General features: G+C 47.9%; 14 protein-coding genes. 6 read left to right on the top strand and 8 right to left on the bottom strand.

Annotation, left to right across the window (positions count from 1 at the left end; all coding sequences use genetic code 11):
* Positions 1–331: 331 nt before the first annotated feature.
* Positions 332–787, bottom strand: coding sequence for a hypothetical protein (locus tag ACMA1I_RS14855; protein ID WP_337069168.1), 456 nt, complete (start codon positions 785–787; stop codon positions 332–334).
* A 48-nt stretch (positions 788–835) separates the two neighbouring features.
* Positions 836–1240, bottom strand: a complete 405-nt coding sequence (locus tag ACMA1I_RS14860; RefSeq protein ID WP_337069169.1) for a hypothetical protein — start codon at positions 1238–1240, stop codon at positions 836–838.
* Between the two features lie 206 nt (positions 1241–1446).
* On the opposite strand from ACMA1I_RS14860, the gene ACMA1I_RS14865 reads away from it, so the two are divergent.
* Positions 1447–3141 carry a M43 family zinc metalloprotease gene (locus tag ACMA1I_RS14865; protein WP_337069170.1) on the top strand — a complete coding sequence of 565 codons (1695 nt, stop codon included), beginning with the start codon at positions 1447–1449 and terminating at the stop codon, positions 3139–3141.
* Between the two features lie 63 nt (positions 3142–3204).
* Here ACMA1I_RS14865 and ACMA1I_RS14870 read toward each other — a convergent pair whose 3' ends face one another.
* The 3 genes from ACMA1I_RS14870 to ACMA1I_RS14880 form a co-directional block, all read right to left on the bottom strand.
* Positions 3205–4140: an esterase gene (locus ACMA1I_RS14870; protein ID WP_337069171.1), complete on the bottom strand. Its 936-nt coding sequence runs from the start codon at positions 4138–4140 to the stop codon at positions 3205–3207.
* A complete protein-coding gene (locus ACMA1I_RS14875) occupies positions 4137–4685 on the bottom strand; it encodes a hypothetical protein (protein ID WP_337069172.1) in 549 nt (182 codons plus the stop codon). Before ACMA1I_RS14875 ends, ACMA1I_RS14870 begins: the two co-directional genes overlap by 4 nt.
* Positions 4686–4920: 235 nt before the next feature.
* The gene (locus ACMA1I_RS14880; protein WP_337069173.1) at positions 4921–5754 is read right to left on the bottom strand and encodes a maleylpyruvate isomerase N-terminal domain-containing protein; all 834 of its coding nucleotides are present in this window, start codon (positions 5752–5754) and stop codon (positions 4921–4923) included.
* Positions 5755–5934: 180 nt separating this feature from the next.
* On the opposite strand from ACMA1I_RS14880, the gene ACMA1I_RS14885 reads away from it, so the two are divergent.
* From ACMA1I_RS14885 to ACMA1I_RS14900, 4 genes are all read left to right on the top strand, one after another.
* Positions 5935–7137 carry an OprO/OprP family phosphate-selective porin gene (locus ACMA1I_RS14885; RefSeq protein ID WP_337069174.1) on the top strand — a complete coding sequence of 401 codons (1203 nt, stop codon included), beginning with the start codon at positions 5935–5937 and terminating at the stop codon, positions 7135–7137.
* A gap of 97 nt (positions 7138–7234) precedes the next feature.
* On the top strand, positions 7235–7861 hold the full coding sequence (locus ACMA1I_RS14890; protein WP_337069175.1) for a YdcF family protein: 627 nt from the start codon (positions 7235–7237) through the stop codon (positions 7859–7861).
* A 289-nt stretch (positions 7862–8150) separates the two neighbouring features.
* Positions 8151–8678, top strand: coding sequence for a DinB family protein (locus ACMA1I_RS14895; RefSeq protein ID WP_337069176.1), 528 nt, complete (start codon positions 8151–8153; stop codon positions 8676–8678).
* 612 nt (positions 8679–9290) lie between these two features.
* Positions 9291–11786: a zinc-dependent metalloprotease gene (locus ACMA1I_RS14900; RefSeq protein ID WP_337069177.1), complete on the top strand. Its 2496-nt coding sequence runs from the start codon at positions 9291–9293 to the stop codon at positions 11784–11786.
* A gap of 56 nt (positions 11787–11842) precedes the next feature.
* On the opposite strand, the gene ACMA1I_RS14905 is transcribed toward ACMA1I_RS14900, so the two are convergent.
* The 3 genes from ACMA1I_RS14905 to ACMA1I_RS14915 all read right to left on the bottom strand — a co-directional run bounded on the left by ACMA1I_RS14905 (position 11843) and on the right by ACMA1I_RS14915 (position 16916).
* Complete coding sequence (locus tag ACMA1I_RS14905; RefSeq protein WP_337069178.1) at positions 11843–13690, bottom strand: prolipoprotein diacylglyceryl transferase family protein; 1848 nt, start codon at positions 13688–13690, stop codon at positions 11843–11845.
* Positions 13691–14208: 518 nt separating this feature from the next.
* Entirely contained in the window at positions 14209–15291 is a 1083-nt protein-coding gene (locus ACMA1I_RS14910; RefSeq protein WP_337069179.1) for a class I SAM-dependent methyltransferase, read from the bottom strand.
* 425 nt (positions 15292–15716) lie between these two features.
* The gene (locus ACMA1I_RS14915) at positions 15717–16916 is read right to left on the bottom strand and encodes a phosphoglycerate kinase (RefSeq protein WP_337069180.1); all 1200 of its coding nucleotides are present in this window, start codon (positions 16914–16916) and stop codon (positions 15717–15719) included.
* Positions 16917–17309: 393 nt separating this feature from the next.
* On the opposite strand from ACMA1I_RS14915, the gene ACMA1I_RS14920 reads away from it, so the two are divergent.
* On the top strand, positions 17310–20012 hold the full coding sequence (locus ACMA1I_RS14920) for a D-alanine--D-alanine ligase (protein ID WP_337069181.1): 2703 nt from the start codon (positions 17310–17312) through the stop codon (positions 20010–20012).
* Positions 20013–20231 lie beyond the last annotated feature (219 nt).

Genomic DNA, 20231 nt, shown 5'->3' on the forward strand with positions numbered 1-20231 from the left:
AAAAGACCTTAGGCTTTTCTGGTACACGATTGCCATTGGAGAAATGCATATCTTTTAATTTTAAATTAGTAGCAGCTACAATGGCTTGGCTGTCCATTCTTCTAATCAAAATACCCTTCCGGATGTAAAAATGCCTTCATGTCTTCTAGGTGCCTGGTTAGATCAGCCAACTAAGCTAATTAAAGCAGAAGAGGCTGCTGTCGTAAAATGCTTCGACGGCAGCCCCTTCTGCTTTATTTGCTTTAGTAGTATCTGCTATCGGCCGCATACATAGAGCGAGCAAGGCGTAGCTTAAGGTTGGTTTATGTGCAGTGTTGGACAAAGTTAGTTTTTAACCGTCTATAAGTATAGCTTGAGGTTCATGCCCACTGAATTCTACTGTCACCTGATGGTTTTCATCATGTACTGTGTCGAATGACATGCTCCATTCAAGCGGTTCATTCTCCTGGTTGGGAATCGACAAGGCGACCAACTGGAATTCTATGTCGAAGTCTTTGATTTTAAAGCCGTCTCTCGAGTTTCCAAATTCATCTTCAATTAACGGCTTGAGTTTTAAAACCAACGTGCTATAATTTTCCTCAATCCAGTTATAGAACTCCTTTTGCCTTTGGTCTGGCCCTTCCTCGTTTGCGGTGATGAAATACTCAATCTCCTTTCCAGTTGGTTTGAACATGCCTTTTCCTTCAAAGTAGCTTTTACCATCAGTTTTCATTTTCATGAACCTTAGCTTTCCGAAAAAGTCGTCATCAATTATTAGAGGCTTTTTGAAGATGTCGAATAATCTCATTTTATATAATTTCTATTTTGCCCAACTATAGGTAATACAAGTAATTCATCAGGTTTGCCCCGATTTTAGCCACTCCAGCGCAAGCTCTTTATCTGCGAAGGTTTTAAAAGAGAATGTGGCGGCAACATGATCCTGTATGTAGGTGGCAATATCTTCTCTGCTGGCTACACCCGATCGCATCCGGGCAAACTTCTGTAGGCGAGTGCTGTTCAGTTCATGGGCAAAGTCAATCATCAGCGCTCTGTAGGTATCGCTGTCAATCTGCAGGATTCTTTTCCTGGAGTCCATCAGGAGGCGCTTTACATCATAATGCCTTACATTGTCTACAATGGTTCGGAGGGCTTCCCTAACTTCTAATAAGTAAAATTCGTGTACGCCAGATAAGTCAGCAGTTAGAATGTCTGTAGATGGAGCAAAATCTAGTCGGATGACTGGACTTTCGTAAAGGATCATGTTCTGGATAAAATTGATTGTAAAAAACAGTCCGTGAAATTAAACAATATAATAAAGTGAAGATAAATTTATCTGCTATTGTCGCCGCCGAAACGTAAGCTTTTTTTGCAGGTGCTTGTTGTGCAAAATAATAGCCCTGGCCAGAACGGTTCTGTTTTTGTGGGTTATACAAAAAACGCGTACACTACCTAAAGGCTATTCGATTTATGAGATTTATAGTACTGTACCTGCTCTTGTTGCTGCAAACTACTTCCTTGTTGGGCCAAAGTGCTGCACCTGCAAGGGGAGTGAACAGGGCTCCCTGTACACCAGATAAAGCGGGGGATTACGTTTACTATAGCAATTTAAATACCTGGATACCAAGAGGCGGCGATAAGCCGCTGCAACATGCGCCCCTGAAGGTGGTGCAGCTAAATTTTAATATTTTTCAGCGTAGCGATGGCACAGGCAACTTTCAGGATACGCCCGAAGGACGCGCGGTGCTATTGCAGTACATAACCCGCATCAACGAGATATTTAGTAATGTAATAGCTCCCTCCGATCCTGTGCCAGGCACAGAGCCGCTGCCCGGAAACGACACCCGCTTTAGGTTCGATCTAGGTCCCCCAGGCCAGGAGCGCATTTATTTCTACCAGAGCGACTCTTTGTACAGGAGCCACAGCCCCTTAAAACTTCTACAGAAGGTAAAGCAGGCCGATCCGCACCGGGCAAAGCAGCTAAACATTCTCTTTACCGAGGGGTATTACATGGCCAAGGTAAATAAAATAGAGATTACAGACGGTGGCTCCGGCTACACCTCTCCCCCCAAAGTGGTGTTTTCTCCGGGTGGTGCCAACGCTACAGCCGTGGTAGAAAACGGAAAGGTAACAGAGATTAAGCTAAACAGGAGAGGCCTCTATTATGTGCCGGAAGTCAAGGTTAAGTTGGCAGGTGGGGGAGGCACTGGTGCCAAAGCGGAGGCTACGCTTTCGATGGGAGCAAATGGCTTTACCCGCTCACCAAGTTATTCCAACTTCAGCGGCGATGGGTACATTGTCCTGCTTAAACACACTGCCTATACCTCCCCCACTGTGTTGGCCCACGAGCTGGGGCATACTTTGGAACTGCACCACTTGTTCGAAGGGCACTATTGCAATAGCCGCGACAAGCTCGAAGACATTTATGCAGACATGTGCCCGCATCAGAACAAAGGCTGGGAAGTAGATCCGTTTGCCGAGGTCGGCGATGGCGTTACAAACAACCTGATGATGTTTGCCCCGGATCATTTTACTTACCTATCGCCGATGCAGGCTGGCATTATGCACCGCGCCTCTGCCCTCACCGATACCCGGCGATACATTGCAGAGGCCTACTCTGCTGTACCCTACGCTCTGGCTGTCACCGAAACCTGGGATTTTGACATGCGCCTCTACCAGGACCTGCTGCTACACAAAGGGGCAAACCTCACTCTTAGCTGCGCCCTCACCATGCCGTTGCGCGCAAAGATCGAAGTAAGAAAAGGTGCAAAACTGGTGCTGGATGGGCAGGTGCAGGCCTTTACTCCAGAAATCTGGAAAAGCGGCATTCAGGTTAAAAACGGAGGATTGTTGGAGTTGCGAGCTACTACCGTAAATGATTACCACATTACCATAGAAAAAGGAGGAACCTTACTGGTGCCAGCCGAGGCGCTGGTTACACTGCAGAACAAGGGGAGCATTACCGTAAAGAAGGGTGGCTACGTTTGCATCAACAAGACTGCCACTTTTACTTTACCACCTGACGCTCCCCAGGCACTTAACCTGCACCGCCGGGTCAGGTTTTTAGCCAACCCTGCTGTAGCAACCGGTGCTGCGCCGTACGCCTGCGTGAACTCTGCCGATGAGATACAGATTACCACAGCAGGCGATTCTTATATGCCGTGAAGTTGGCATTTATTGTGGCCCTATCTCACCGCAACAACCTTCTGTATTCCTGATTAGGTAACACTATTGCAACAGCCGGGCAGCAATGTCTTCGAAAACCTGGCGCTGGTTGTCCCGGTCCTGAGCAGTAACTGGCCCTTCGCGGTGCTCGAGGCGCGTAAACACATGCAGGTCAGACGGAATCAGGCTGATGTCTACAGGTTGGCCAGTGCTGGTTTTTACGCCTTTATAAATAAGCACGGCACCAACAGGGTCGGTCACATCGTCTTTTTCAGATTTATACACTTTTAGTGTAGTGGAGGCAGGCAGCGAAATGCCTCGCTGCAGCTCTTTCCGCACTACTTGCAGTAGGTTACGGAGTTCTTTCAGTGTTTCGTAAGGTCGGTAGTGGTACCAGTATTGTTCTTCGCCGGTGGTGTTATCAGCTTCGGTGTAGCCAATAATCGGCCCCAGAACCCCTATCAGCGACAGGTTTTTGTCTGAAGCAATGATGTTGGGATCTACAAAAAAGAGGTGGCGGGGTTTTATGCGGTTGTTGAAGTATCCGTTCGCGAGCATCTCCAGCACCAGGGTACAGCCGGTGGAGGAACCCGCAAAACTGATATTCTGATAGCCTGCCTGCTCCAGCCGCGCATACTCGTCCATAATGGGTTGCCGCCAGTCTTTCCAGGAAGCTTCCTTAAATGTCTGGTAATCGCGGCCATGGCCTCCCATAAGCACTTGTGAAATGGCAAAATCGGTGCGGTTGCCAGCCCATGTTCTGAGCTCATTCCACTCAAAGGTAGAGGCGCTGTAGCCGTGTATGGCAATAAGAACGGGCCGTTGCGCCTCAGCGGGGTTAGGGTTCGGGTTGGCATACGAAACCAGAAACTTTTCCGGCTCATAAATAGACTGATCGAATTTCAGGCCACTATCGAGCATATGGGCTTCTATGTCAGGATCTTTGCTGCACGCCACAGACAGCAGCACTGTGAAAAGGAGGAGAATGTATTTTTTCATGGCGCAGGTTTAGTAAACACGTTCCAGGTAAAGCTGAGCTGGTAAAAAATCGGGAAAAGGGTGCCCGGGCCTTTTGTGCCATCACCTGTTATGGCATTGTAGCCAACCGATCCGGTAACCTTGAGCGGGGGCGTGATCGGGTAAGTCAGGCCGGTTTCTACCGATGCCAGGGCAGAGGTATTGGGTAGCGCGTTAAAAACATCGGCCTCATAATCAGCTCTGAAAAAACCAAAATTGGCTCTTACAAGTGGTTGCAATTTGCGCTGAGGGCGGAACATGTACGCACCCGATACAAACCAATTGTCCTGCTTAATGGCATTAGACCCAATGGCAGAGCCTAAGCGGCTGCTGATGTAGTTTGCCCCCAGTACCCATCGCTCTGTTAACTTGTATTGAGCAGTAAGGCCATTTTCGTAGTACATATCCAGTGCTTTCTGGAATCGAACACCAATATCAAGCGATTGCTTCTGTGCGTGGACATGCCTCGTAAAAAAGAAGAATAGTAGCACCAGCAGCATCGCTCCAGGCATCATGTTGCGTTTCATGTTTACTGAAAAATAAAGGATTGTTTAAATGGACTGATACTGCAACGCTTCTGTCTATTTGCGGGAGTTTAACCTTCGTTCTTGCCAGGCCAAAAGGTGCTTCTCATATAGCCAATATACTTTCTTTTTTGCTGAGTATGATGCAGTTGCTGATGTTTTAATTTTGATCTAGCCCACATGTGCTCCTCTGTAAAATAGGAGAAAAGCTTAACTTAAAAACTGATGCGGTATGGAGCTACGCCATAACGGCAATCATTTGAAGAATGGCCTCTGCAAAGTCGGTGTTACCTGTTATTTGCGCCTGCTGTTTGGCTTCTGCAGGGGATATACCTTTAGTGAAAAGTTTCCAGGCGGTTTCAGGGCTTATGGCTACTATAGCGGCAGGCTCGTCGGTTGGTTCAACGGTGGTGAGGTGCCAGCCGGTATTGGTGCGACGGGCATACCAGGTGCCGCCAATCTCGGAGCTTACGTGGCAGCCGACTACTGTTCCTGTTGCCGCTTCGGTGTGGCGCAGCGCGTGTGGCAACCCTCGGAGAAACGTGTCGGCAAGGGGGTAAAACAGCTCCCGCGTGAGCAAAGCCTGCTGCCCAACGGCTTCTCTTATTTGCTGCTGGTGGTGCCATTTCTCAGTGTATTCCCGCGCCACATGAAACCAGTTCTCACTCTCCTTTTCTCCTGCCCAAGCTACCGGGAAAATTGCTTTGGCGGTAGGCTCCAACGAGGCATAATAAGCATTTACCTGCTTTCCGGTAATTTCTAACAGCATAATTAGTACTTCCGTACTCATGCGTTTAGAAGCTGTTACCCAATCTGCATTTAACTGGTTGAGCCAGCCTACCAACTCTGTGTAAGACTGAATAGCTGGTGGCTGGTCCCCGAAATACCTGTCACGCTGAATCGACAAGGTCCTGATATTTCCGTCGAGCAGGTGTGCTGCCACATCCTTCACCGTCCAGAGACGGGCTATGGTTTGTTTCTGCCAGTCTTCTGGAGACAAATCTTTTAGCAAATCCAGAAGCAGGTGGTCGAGCACCGGGAACAGGTGCGTTACTTGGATAGGAGCAGTCATAACGGAAAGTAAGGTTCACGGTTTACAAATATAGGGATTGCCGTCTTTTTTAGCTATAGTTCCTGCTGCTGCTTATCAGGTAGCCCGGATTTTAAGAACCATTTCAGTTGATTTAAGTACTTAAAGCCAGGTTGTCGGACTTAGCAGGTCGGGTGGCAGGCAATTTTCTAGCACTGCTTTATGAAGCAAATTTTAACTGTACTGTTGTGTTTTTTTAGTTTGGGAGCTGGTTTTGCGCAGTCGGTAACACTGGAGCCGTACTGGAACAGCGGCCTTAAATTTAAAAGTGAGGATGAACGGTATCAGTTTTCGGTGGGCGGCAGAGTACACTTCGATTATATTTACCAGCAACACGGTGCTCACTTAGACACCATTTTCGAACCCATAGGCGAGCGAATTCAAATAAGACGGGCCAGGATAAATTTTTCAGGTACCCTAGATGATTTTATAGAATACGATTTCGAGTTTAACTTTGGAGAGACCTTTAACTACGGCGATATGTACATCGCTTTCCTGCGGGTGCCGCTCCTGGACAGAATAACGATCGGATACCTGCGGGAACCTTTTGGCATGGAAGAGCAAACCAATGCTAACAGGTTGGTGTTTATGGAGCGTTCGCTTACCAATGCCATTGGCACGGGGCGCAATGTCGGTATCAGGCTGGAAAAGCACCATTTCGATGATAAATTTAGTGCTTATGCCGGCATAAACCGGCTCACCAATAACCTGATCGAAGATGTATCGGGAGAAGGATCTTATTCTTTAACTACACGGTTGGTTTATAGCCCGCTGCTGCAGGAGGAGCTTAACCGGGCTGTACACCTGGGAATTTCAGGAGGCACCTATTCTCCGATAAACAATACTTACCAGCTAGAAAGTCAGAACGAAGCCGAAGTGAACGTAATGTATGTGCAAACGCCGGAGCTGGAGCAGGTGCGGCAGGTACGTCGGGTAGCAGGCGAGGCGGGGTACACAGCAGGGCAGTTTAGCATGCAGGCAGAGTACATGCATGCCTTTGCTGAGCAGGTTGAGCAGGCAAGCAAGGTTACTCACGATTTCAGTAGTTACTACATTTTGGGGTCATATTTCCTGAGCGGAGGTAGCCGCAAATACCGCAGAAGCAACACTAATTTTTCTTCTATTCAGCTGGAGGAGCGATCAGAAGAAAATAAGTTGCGAGGCGCCTGGGAAATTGGCCTGCGATTTTCCTCTATTAACACGAGTAGCGTACAACCTGATTTTGGCGTATTAAAAAACCTGTCGCTTGGGCTTAACTGGTATTTTACTTCTTCCTCCAGGCTCATGCTGAATATGATGCGGGGTAAGCTGCAAAGCAACCATACCATTCAGGCGCTGCAATTCAGGGCGCAGGTAAGCTTTTAACTCGAGATAAAATGTAAAGATCCGGATCGGAATTATTTCCATCGACATACTAAATGGCAGTTACCAACATGAGCTGCCTGATTGATTTAAACCATCTATGATAGAAGAACTTATTATCCGCACTCTCTGCGATACCCTGCCTGTTGCACCTCTAGACGGTGCCTTTTTGTATGGGCAAACTCCAGATAACGAAGATTCTGTGTTTGCCACAGCACATCAGGTACTAACTGCAGAGGTGGCTCCCCGGTTATTGTTTGCCAACACGCCTCCGATGAGTGGTTACAACGGTTTTAGCAGCTGGAAAAGCAAACTCACTGAACAAGGAATTCCGGAGGAGAAACTGGTGCCGGTTCCGCCGGTCCCTCGTGATACTCAAATTCTGCATACCCTGATCGAGGCGCGATCGGTGGTGGCGCTGGCGAAAGAGCAGCAGTTTAAAAGTTTGCTGGTGATAGCGGCCACTTTTCAGCAGGTTCGTGCCTTTATGACAGCCGTAACGGCAGCTCTCGAAATTTACCCGCAGCTCCGTATTTACAGTATGCCTGGCAAGGCAATGCCCTGGCAGGAGGAGGTGGTGCACTCGCAAGGGAAGGTCTCTGGCACCCGGTCGGAGTTGATTGCCGGTGAGCTAGAGCGCATAAATGCCTACCACACCAAAGGTGATCTGGCATCGGTGCAGGAGGTGCTGGATTACCTGAACCGGCGAGACAAAGAGCTGCTCTAACCCAGGTGTTTTTAACCTCCGGAAGGCCATTTTCATTAGAATAATTTGAAACTGGAGCTTGATAAAGTTGATTGGCTTCTGAGAAAGTTTTGAGATAAATAAGAAAAATGGCTATTGAAGCAGGCAATATAAAGGTTAAAAGTAATTAACTTAGATTCACCTAAGGAGCTTCAGGAGTAAGCCTAATTCTTCTAATGAAACAGGCCTTCCGGAGGTATTAGAGCACTTTTAAGCTATTGGGATACTATAAACCATTACAGTATTTGAATAACGAAATCTGCCAATTAAAATGACTGCTCCCTCAAACCTGGAAGTCTGGCTGCGCGGGCCTTTGCCAGACATGCCTTCTTTTCTGCAACCAGTGGCGCACGCCCTGCTGCAAGCCCGTGAAGAAGTGAACACCTACCTGCAGGATTTTCCGGAGGAGCTGCTTTGGGAGCGACCTGCCGGTGTGGCTGCTGTTGGCTTTCATTTACAGCACCTGACAGGCGTACTTGATCGGCTGTTGACTTATGCCAGGGGAGAGGCCCTGTCGGAGGAGCAACTGGAAGCACTTGCCCAGGAAGGGAAATCCGGCACAACCGGCGAACAGGTGCAAACTCTGGTGCAGCAGTTTAACCGGCAAGTAGATAAAGCGCTGGCGCAACTGCAACATACCCACGAAGAAACACTGCTGGAGCCACGGGGTGTTGGGCGGGCCAAACTTCCTTCTACGGTGTTAGGGCTACTGGTGCATGCTGCCGAGCATACCACGCGTCACCTGGGCCAGTTGCTGGTAACTTCCAAAATTCTTAAAGCAAACGCCTCAGGGAATTAGATGTAAAGGCCTAACATCTTGCCCCTCATTTTTGCCTCCGGAAGGGCAAAATCATTAAAAGAATTTGATTGCTGGTTGTTAATTGTTATTTGAAGTCCTACAACCACAGATACATTTAAGCTCCCTATGGCAACTACAGGACACCCTGCTTTTCCAGGTGCACCTAATGAGGCCCCACAGCTGGGGGAAGGTGCAATAGAGTCACGAAGTATCTATTAAATACATAGCGGTAAGAATTAGTTTCGTAGGTAGTCGAAGGCCGCAGCCCAGCCCGAAATAGCCTTCTCATAGATTCTTCTAGGATAACAAAAAAGTATTGGAAAAGAGAGCAAAGTAAAAGCAGAAATACCAAAGCCCTCCCACTCAAACCAGCAAATATAATTTGCTTTAAGCCTGAAGGAGAGGCTTGTCTGCTCTTCTTGGTTTAGGGCAAATTAGAAAATAAAATATTCTCAAAATTTTGATTATTAATAGGTTATTGGAAATTGTATTGGCAAATATTTATAATACTGGTTCCTGTTTAATATATGGTTTATCTTTGATCCAATAGCTGACTTATAAGAAGGTAATAAGTTAGCCAGCCATGTAAGCCTTTTATTAATAAAACTGTAAATGACTAAACTTTGCCAGATAGTAAGTTTTCTTTCTTTACTTATCCTTACCCAAACATCCTGCTCAAGTACCAAAGCCCCGGCTCAGACCACGCCACCGGTTGCCACCCAGGAACCTGATAGAATTAGAACGGCTCCCGCTGCCAAAGGCGGAGGAAAAAGCTATTCTGATATTATTACCAAGGCCGCCGTATCGGATCAGGGCGTTTTTACGGTTCATAAAGTGGCCGATAAATACTATTACGAAATTCCAGATTCCCTTCTCCGTCGCGACTTTTTATGGATCAGCCGCTTTGCGAGCCTTCCATCGGGGCTTGGGGGCGGTTATGTAAACGCGGGCTCTTCTGTGAACGAGCAGATGGTAGAATGGCAGAAGTTCGAGAATAAAATTCTGCTTAAGACCAAATCCTATGCCTCGCATGCCGCCGACTCGCTGCCCATTAGTTTGTCGGTGCAGGCCAATAATTATCAGCCTACTATTTATGCATTCGATATTGCGACTGTTACAAAAGATTCCAGCGCCTATGTAATAGATGTGACCCGCTTTCTGCAGTCCGACATTAAAGCCTTTAGTGGGCTGAGCAGCAACATGCGCCGCGACTACAAAGTAACCCGCCTCGATGATTCCAGAAGTTTTATCAACAGCATCAGGAGTTTTCCGCTAAATATTGAAGTAAAGCAGGATTTTACTTACGAAGCAGGAGAGCCACCCTCTAATGCGGCAACCGGTTCTATCAGTGTGCTCATGAACCAATCGATGGTGCTATTGCCTGCTGTACCCATGCAGCCGCGACTAAACGACTACCGCGTAGGCTATTTTACGGTGCGCCAGATCGATTACGGGTCAGAAGCTCATAAAGCAGATGAAAAAGCTTTTATCCGGCGCTGGCGCATGGAACCTAAAGATGTAGAGGCTTATAAAAGAGGGGAGCTGGTGGAGCCTGTAAAGCCCATCGTATATTACCTTGATCCGGCCACTCCTGCCAAACTTCGTCCTTACATAAAAGCAGGAGTAGAGCAGTGGCAAAAAGCCTTCGAGACAGCCGGTTTCAAAAACGCTATTATTGCCAAAGACCCCCCTTCTCCGGAAGAAGACCCTGATTTTAGCCCGGAAGATGTACGCTATTCTGTTATCCGGTATGTTGCGAGCACCACCCGGAATGCCGTAGGGCCAAGTGTGTCGGATCCGCGTTCCGGAGAAATTATAGAGAGCGACATTATCTGGTACCACAACCACCTGCGCTCTTACCGTAACCGGTATCTCCTCGAAACCGGTGCCGCCAACCCAAATGCCCGCACCCTCGACACGCCCATAGAAGACTTGGGAGGCATGATGTTGGAAGTGATTACCCATGAAGTAGGTCATGCCTTGGGCTTGCCGCACAACATGAAAGCCAGTGCCGCTTATCCAACAGATTCGCTCCGGTCGGGCAGTTTTACACAAAAGCATGGCATAGCCGCCACCATAATGGATTACGCCCGCTACAATTATGTGGCTCAGCCCGAAGACAAAAATATACGCTATATCCGGCAGCTGGGTCCTTACGATCATTATGTGATTAACTGGGGGTACCGTTACTTACCTGATGCTAAATCGGCGGAAGAAGAAGTGCCAACCCTATCTAAATGGATCACAGAAAAAACAGGTGACCCTATTTACCAGTTTGGCAGCGGAAGTGGTGGCCACGACCCTGATAGCCAGACAGAAGGAATAGGTGCCGATGTTATTTCGGCCAGCACCTACGGCCTGCAAAATCTGAAGCGCGTAGCACCCAATCTTTACGACTGGACCGCTGGCCAAACCAACGATTACGATGACCTATCGGAACTGTATGATGAGCTTCTAGGCGTGTGGAGCCGCTACATCGGCCATGTGGTAACCAACGTAGGCGGTGTTAGAGAGGAGCGCCTGAAGCCGGCGCAGAAAGGGTATATTTATACTCCTGTGCCGTCAAAAACCCAATCTGCCTCTATAGACTGGCTGCTTAGTAATGCGTTTTCATCGCCGGATTGGCTGCATCAGGCCCAAATAACTAGAAATGTACACCATGCCAGCCATGTAGAAAATGTACGCGCTCTGCAGGTTAGGCACCTGAACAATTTACTGTCTTCTGTAAGGCTAGCACGCCTTATGGAGAACGAGGTGCAGCAAGTGAACTACAACGCCCTGCACATGGTAAGTCAGCTGCAGCGTGGCATCTGGAGCGAAATTTACAGCGGATCTAAAATAGACATTTACCGCCGCAACCTGCAGAAAGCCTACCTCGATCGCATGCATTACCTTTTAAACCAGGAAACAGAAGCCGCTTCAAGAGGTGCGGCAACCCCTGTGTCCATTAATCAATCAGATATCAGGTCGATAGTGAGAGGGGAATTGGTAAAATTGCAAAAGCAACTTACGACTGCCCGTAACCGCCACGCCAACGACCTCACCCGCTACCATTTAGACGATGCGCTGGTCCGAGTAAACACCATTCTGGATCCAAAGAAAAATTAAGATAAAAAAGCCCTTCCGCAACGAAGGGCTTTTTTTTATGCAAACAGGTTACTCCTTTACCACATAAAGTATTTTTTCGACTTTTCCTCCTTAAAGTTGAACCTGTAGTGCATGCCAAGGGAGAACTGTTTTTGCTTAAATTCTGAAGTAAACATACCAAACCGGGTGTCGCCCCACAGAATCAGCGGCTCAACTACAAATCTGTTCCCCAACACAATATTGCCTGTTACAAATTTATCCACTCCGTTGGTGCCAAATCTTGCGAAGCTGCCGTTATTTAATCCAAAGCCAGAGCCCAAACCCACCTGAAAACGCATTCCCGGTAAGGCTGTCGGAAAGTGGTCGGCTAACCTAAGATCTCCGAACAGATACCTGGTAGGGCCAAGCCGGACGTGTAGCTGCGGATAGAGCGGTGTTCTTTTTAAGCCGCTCTCCGGTATGCCACCTCCGTCTTGATGCAGGTTTTCGGTTGTATAAAACAGCCTGCCCATATGTAAGCCGGCTCCCATGCCCAGCCACTTTGTGCTAAACTGAAAGTAGGGGTTTACGCCTACCAATCTCAACTCCTGAGGCGATCTAGGTGGCTGATTAGGTGAAATATTCTGCTCGGAATGGGTGCCTGCATAAGCGTTGACTCCATAACTTATAGATTCAGTGCTGCTCAAAGCTTTTGTAACTGCATAGCCTGCCCCACCTACCGTATACTCCTGATGAAAATATTGTGTGTTGCTCACGCGGGAGCAGCCACTGCCGGTCCCGAGGTTGTGCGAGTTGTAATAGTCGCCGTTGCCGTAACCTATTTTTACGGTATGGTAAGATTGCACCGTTACAGAATCTTTGGTTCGATCCGGCAGAGACTGACTCATTAGGAAGATAGGAGTAATGAGTATGGCAGCCGTAAGCCAGCGGTATTGCGGCACAATATATTTTTTAAATACATGAACGCTTACTACAGCCATAGCTGGTAAAAGCGCTGTATGAAGTGCTACAAACTCGGCATATGAGAACCAGTTCTTCAGGCTCCAGGTAGCAAAAAGCAGGGTCAGGAGCAATGTGAGCGTTACAGATAAGGCAGGAGGGGCTGCTGACGGTTTATCCTTCAACAGGACATGTGTTTTTTCCCGATAAAGGAACAGCGCGCTCAGCAGAATAATTGTCAGCAGCAGGATCCACTGCACAATTTTTAGCTCGCCAACCAGGCTGCCACCACTGGCATGGGCGGCTCTGTCTCTGTAAAATTCAATAAAAAACCGGAAGTAGCTGTATAGCACCATTGAGCAGACTAAGGTATTGCCTGTGGCATGAATGCGCCGCTTTACCAGAAGTACAATACAAACCACCAGTAATCCTGCCACAAGTTCGTAAAGCTGCGAAGGGTGCACTGGCAGCGCCAGGTACTGACCGGGTTTGAGCAGGCCTGCCTCAAACTGGTGGAAGTGTGGCAGCGTGCCCGGACCATACTGAACGCCCCAGGTAAGGTCTGTTACAATACCGTGGCAGCAGCCAGCGAGCAGGCAGCCTACCCGCTGCATACCAATTGCCAGTGGGAGCAGAAGAGCAAAAGCGTCCAGCGCCGCGTTGTTCAGGTGCAGTATCCGTTTCAGTAAAATAAACCCTATCACGGCCAGGAATAGACCGCCAAATAATACTTTATCGAAAGTGGGTGGGAGGTGCTGTTCCAGCACAAGGCTTTTCCAGTCTGCGGCGGAATAGGTAAAAAGCTTGGTTCCGGCAATAAACAGAAACCAGGTGAACGCGATGGACAGCACCCAGGCCACCTTGTTAAACTTGCGGTTAACTCCTTCTTTCAGGAGCCAGGCAGCTGCGAGTAGAAATACTGCTATGTAAATGAGGTCGAAGTAATATCCACCTTTGTTTTCGATAATGAATAGAAATTTGATCATAAGCTGGGGAGTAGACACTTCTAAAGAAGGTGGGACAGTAAAAGCTAACTTGCCAGAGTTGTGAATGCTGGAGCATTTAAAAATAGCAGAGCAGAATACAAGTTGGCTTTCCGTAAAAGCCTTAGGGAGAGTACTAATAAAACTCCCCTTCTTATTCTGAAACAGGGAGCAGGGAAAATTCCAAATTAATAATCGATGTGTAAAAGCACTGTTAACCACTCATCCCAAATTATAATGAGCGCCATTTATAGTGCTTCTCTAGTTTATTTTTAGAAGAATAACATACAGCATAAAAGGGGCAGGTTTGCGTGTTTACTTTAATTTTTAATTGCTTCTATAGCATGGCTCTGGTGCCTTTCAGGCAGCGCAATAGATAGGCATGCTACTGTTCTCTACTAGAAGGATAGCTTTTTCTTATGTTCTTGATATCAGACTTAGTTATTCCAACTAAATATCTTTTCCGGGTGACCTGCTCTTGCTGCTCCTGAATAATCTAATTACTGTCAGGCCTGTGCTACTTACTTTCTCACCACGTACCAGTTGTTCTGTATGTCGTGCGCCAGTTTGTTTGTTGTTACCGATGTAAAACCTGCCTTCTGAAGATATTCTCTGGTTTTCTCTTCTCCCCACATGGCACCCAGACCTTCACCGTTCTGCGCCAGCGAAACAGTCATGCAATGCATGCAGGAGATAGTGTACAGAAAAGGCCCAATTGGGTGCTGCATGTCCTCTTCCAGATGGCTGGTGCCGCTAATGTCCTGCATCAGGTAAACGCCATCGCTTTTCAGTGCTTTATGTATGCCTTTTAGTACCTGAAGCGGTTGCCCCTGATCATGAATGGCATCGAAAGTTGTGATCAGATCGTACTCCGCTGTAGGGGCAGTCTGATCAAAGTTGGAAAGATCCTGCTCTTTAAATTCTACATTCTGAAGGCTGAGGCTCGCAGCCTCGGTACGTGCTGTGGCAAGTGCCTCGGCCGACAGATCGAGGCCGGTGAAGAGAGATTCTGGAAACAAACTTCCCAATTTAACAATAATTTTGCCAGAGCCGCACCCTACATCCAGCACACGAATTCCTTCTTTCAGCCTATCCCAGAGCCCGGGAACCAAAGGTAGTATGTGGCTTTCTAAGGAAGAAAGAACAGATTGCCCACTGTCTTCTGCCATTACCTTGTGGAAGCGATGAAATTTGCTGTATGGTACGCCTCCACCTTCTTTAAAGCATGTTAATATATCGTCTTCTACCTGGCCCAGCACAGCTGTGTATTGCATAAACACGGCCATGTTATCTGCGCCAGCCTCTCGCGTAAGGTAGGCTGCATGTTCTGGCGGCAGGTGAAATGTTTTGGTTTCGGGGGAGTACTCTACTATACCGCCGGTTGTTAAAGCACCTAGCCATTCTCTTATATAGCGCTCATTCAGGCCGGCCTCTTTTGCAATTTCTTCGGAAGTGGCATAGTTGAGTTCATGCATGGTGTCGAAGAGGTGAGCCCGGTGGCCAATGGAAATCATCAGCGATAGCGCGCTTTTATTGAGGGTGTCTAGCAGGTAATCTGCGAAAGCCTCAGCACGTGCCGTATTCAAAGTCGTTTTTTCGATCATAGCAGTAGCCTTTTAGAATGTATTGACTGTTCAGAACCTTTCAAGTTGCTCTACTGATGCCGCCTCTTTCAATTAAGTGCTGAGGTATAAGTGCTTGGTTAAATCGGTATTAGCTTGTATACCTGCTTTCCTTCGGTTGCCTTTTGTATTCTATTCTGAAAGCCAGGAAAGCTATGTTTAATATAGCTAAAAAATTTTGTTTTATAATGATTTAATAGAATTAAAATTGTTGTGTTATTGTGAGGTGGCAATTGCTTCAGGTACCCACTTGGTAGGTAGAGTTGAGGGGAAGGGAAATAGTATAACCGATTTTAATGCTGAGACTGCAAATAAAAAAATCCCCTGTTACCGTAAGAGGTAGCAGGGGATTTTTTATATTAAATAAATCGTGAAGCAACTGCTAAACGAATGCTGTTAAGGCAGAATTAGTAGTCGTCGCGTTCAATGGCGGCAACACCTGGCAACGTTTTACCCTCCATATATTCCAGCAGCGCACCACCGCCAGTAGATACGTAAGACACCTTATCGGCATAGCCTAATTGGTTTACGGCTGCGGCAGAATCGCCACCACCAATCAGCGAGTAAGCTCCCAAACGTGTAGCATCTACCACTGCATCGGCAACAAACTCAGTACCCACAGCAAAGTTAGACATCTCAAAAACACCCATTGGGCCATTCCAAAGAATAGTTTTAGAGTTTTTGATCACATCGGCGTATTGTTCGCGTGCATTCGGACCAATATCCAGGCCCATCCAGTTATCCGGAATGTGGTGGCTCAGGCAGGTGTCCACGTTTGCATCGTTGCTGAACGCATCGGCAATAATAGAGTCTACCGGAATCATAATGTTTACACCTTTTTCTTTGGCAATCTTAATAAGTCGGTTCGCCAGGTCGAGCTTGTCCATTTCTACCAGAGAAGAACCGATGGTACCACCGTCGGCTTTTACAAAGGTATAGGACATGGCACCGCCAATAATCAGGTTATCTACTCTATCGAGCAGCTGCTCAATTATCATAATCTTGTCTGATATTTTGGCACCACCCATAATGGCAGTGAATGGACGCTCGGCATTTTCGAGCACGCGACGGGCGTTGTCTATCTCAGCCTGCATCACATAACCTGTAACTTTATCGTTAGGGAAATAACGGGCTACCACAGCGGTAGAAGCGTGTTCGCGGTGCGCAGTTCCAAAAGCATCGTTTACATATACATCGCCCAGTCTCGCCAGTTTCTCGGCAAATGTTGGATCTCCTTTTTCTTCTTCTTTGTAGAAGCGCAGGTTCTCGAGTAGCAGTATTTCACCGGGCTGCAGGTCATTGGCCATCCTTACGGCGTCATCTCCAATACAATCAGGTGCGAACATTACATTTGTCTGGAATTCCTGCGACAAACGGTTAACAAGGTGCTTGAGCGAGAATTTCTCTTCCGGACCGCTTTTTGGGCGCCCCAGGTGCGACATCAGGATAACGGCACCACCATCCGCCAGAATTTTCTGGATAGTACGAACTGCTGCCCGTATGCGTGTATCGTCGGTGATTTTGTAATCTTTGTCGAGCGGTACGTTAAAGTCAACACGTACAAGTGCCTTTTTGCCGGCAAAATTGTAATTGTCTACTGATTTCATAAGTAGTGTTTTCTTTTTGTTTGAATTTGATCCACCTTTGGCAGGTATGCCAGAATATAACCTATGTATACTGCTATTGCGGATATATGGACAAATATAGTTAATTACCTATGAACTATTTGCCTGCGTTGACAAAGTTCAGTATTTAAGCGTGGACCAGGCAAGGGCATGCACATGCTGCAATGGCTGCAGTTCAGCACAAGGTGCCACTGGATCCTGAGCTGTTGCAGGTGTAGTGTGCAAAGTGCCTCTAACCATCCCTGTCTTATAAAATTATACGTTAAAGGCAGCGCAAATTCTGTAAATGTAAACTATTGCGTTGGTCCAAAACGTTACCTTTGCAAGCCAATTGGTATTGGTATAGAAGTAACTAAATTTGCTACCTTTGCAGGAATGAGAGTAGGAATAATCTTCGGTGGACCATCGCGCGAGCGTGAAATATCATTTGCGGGCGGTCGTACAGTTTTCGATAATTTAGATAAGGTCTTATTTGAGGCAGTTCCGGTATTTGCCGATAGCCTGGGCAACTTTATTCTGCTGGACTGGCACTATATCTATAAAGGAACCATTCGCGACTTTTACCCGCCGGTGGAGTCGCTGCCCGATAGCGTGCACCAGTTGCAGGTGTACCTGGAGTCGCTGGGAGAACTGAGCATAGCCGAACAGGATGCCATTATCGCGAAAACAGGTAAGCGCCTGTTGCCGCATGAGTTCCGCCAGCATTTCGATTTTGCGTTCCTGACACTGCACGGCCCGCACGGCGAGGATGGCAGCATTCAGGGGCTGTTGGAGTGGTATCATATTCCATACTCCGGCTCCGGTATTTTGCCATCTGCCATTGGTATAGACAAAGTAGCACAGAAAGAAATGCTCCGGCAGCACGGCTTCCCGACTCCGGCTTATAAAACCATTTCGTACACCCACTGGTCAGATCTTAGCCAGCGCGAAAGCATTTTCGAATCGCTGGTAGCGGAGTTAGGTTTGCCGCTGGTACTGAAAGCACCGCACCAGGGCTCCTCTATTGGCGTGTCTATTGTGCGGGAGCAGGATTTCGCGGCTTTTGAGCAGGCCGTGGAGCGAAGCTTTTTCACTAAAACAATTTATAAGCAGCAGTGGCTGGCTCTAAGCGAAGAAAAGCAGGTGGCCGCCATGAAACAGCTGGTCGATATAAGAGAGGGGATAGGAATGCCGGTTGTGCTGGTTGATGGCACCTGGGTATACCATCCGGAGGAATTGCTTGGCCATATAAACAACATCTTCAGCAATACGCAGGAGGAAACTATTCGCCTGGCAAGTGTGGAGCGGGAGCAATTGGTGCTAGTAGAGGCTTTTGTAAGTGGCAAAGAATTTTCCTGCATAGTGGTGCAGGATGAAACAGGCAAACCCATTGCCCTGCCGCCTACTGAAATAGTGAAGGGCAATGAGATGTTTGATTACCGGTCGAAATACCTGCCAGGCCTGAGCCGCAAAATTACTCCGATCAACCTGCCAACCGAAGAGATTCAGCGGATAAGGGAAGCCTGCAGCAAACTGTTTGTTGCTCTGGGTTTTAACGTGTATGCCCGCCTCGATGGTTTTATAACCGAGGGTGGCGAGCTTTTCCTCAATGACCCGAACACGACCTCAGGCATGTTGCCTTCGTCCTTCTTCTTTCACCAGGCAGCCGAGATCGGTTTAAACCCCTCGCAGTTCCTGACCTATATTATCCGGACTTCGTTGGCAGAGCGCCTAAAGTCTGGTAAAGACACGGTACTGTTTACTAAGCTGCTGCAGGACCTTGATAAAGCTATAAAAGACGAACAGGCCCACCGCCACGACAAAATTCGGGTAGGTGTGATTATGGGTGGCTACTCGTCGGAGCGACATATATCGGTAGAGAGCGGTCGCAACATTTACGAAAAGCTGTCTTCTTCATCAGCCTACGAGCCACTGCCTATTTTCCTGACGGGCAGTAACGAGCACCACCACCTATACACGATTCCGGTAAACATCATGCTGAAGGATAATGCCGATGATATTAAAGAGAAAATTCAGCATTTTGAGCAAGGAGGAAAGCCGCACCCCGTGCTGGCTCAGATCATGCAGGAGGCAGCCGGCATTACACGCAAATACACAGGCAGCAACCTTAATGAGCCGCAGCGCCTCACATACCCGCAGTTGAAAAACCTGGTGGATGTGGTGTTTATTGCTCTGCACGGTCGCCCTGGCGAAGATGGTGCCTTGCAGCAGGAACTCGAAAAACTAAACATTCCGTACAACGGCTCTGGCATACAGTCGTCGCAGATTACGATTAACAAATACGACACAAACGAGTTGCTTGCCCGCCATGGAGTGCCAGTGGCAAAACATCGCATGGCTCTTAAAGAGGAGTGGCAGCAAAATGCCGAAGCCTTTTACCAAAGCCTAGAATTGGAGTTTAATTACCCGTTTATAGCCAAGCCTGCCGACGATGGCTGTAGTTCGGCCGTGAAGAAAATTAAGAACCGGGCTGAGTTGGAGGCCTTTTCGAAACTGATTTTCCGGGAGATGGAGGAGCTGGACACCGACTGTGCCCGCACGTTGTCGCTCGGCTTCAAAGAAGAGTTTCCGAACAAAACTGGCTTCCTGGTCGAAACGCTGATTTCGAGAGAAGGTGCAAAGCACTTCCTGGAGATAACCGGAGGGTTACTTACCCGCTACAGCCCCGATGGCACAGTGGAGTACGAAATTTTTGAAGCCTCTGAAGCTCTGGCAGAAGGAGAAGTGCTGTCGCTGGAAGAGAAGTTCCTGGCAGGGGAGGGGCAGAACATTACCCCGGCCCGCTATGCTGCTGACCCGGTGCGACGCCAGCAGATATCCGAAAAAGTGAAAGCCGACCTGAAGCGGGTGGCGCAGATTCTGCAGATAGAAGGCTACGCCCGCATTGATGCATTTGTGAGGGTATTGGAAAACGACGAGGTGGAAACAATCATTATCGAGGTGAATTCACTACCTGGCATGACACCGGCTACCTGTATCTTCCACCAAACCGCCATTAACGGTTATAAGCCATATGACTTTATTGACCGCATTCTGCAGTTCGGGATAGAGCGGACCAGGAAAAGGCAGTTGATATAAGGAAGGGGTTCGAACAAGCCTTAGCCTAACCTAAGGCAAAAAGGCTTTGGAAGGGCAAATTCATTAGAAAGATTTGAGGGGGTGCCGGTTCGACATTCGATTACAGGACTAGGGCGCGAACGTCTTCGCCCGTGTCTACTATGCTACGGCCTCCGACTGCTGTCAATGTTAGTAGCTAGGCCAGTGGGCTAAGAATAACGGTCAAGAGCGAGCAAGTTA

Origin of the sequence: Pontibacter sp. 13R65, assembly GCF_047525655.1 — a bacterium.
GTDB lineage: Bacteria > Bacteroidota > Bacteroidia > Cytophagales > Hymenobacteraceae > Pontibacter.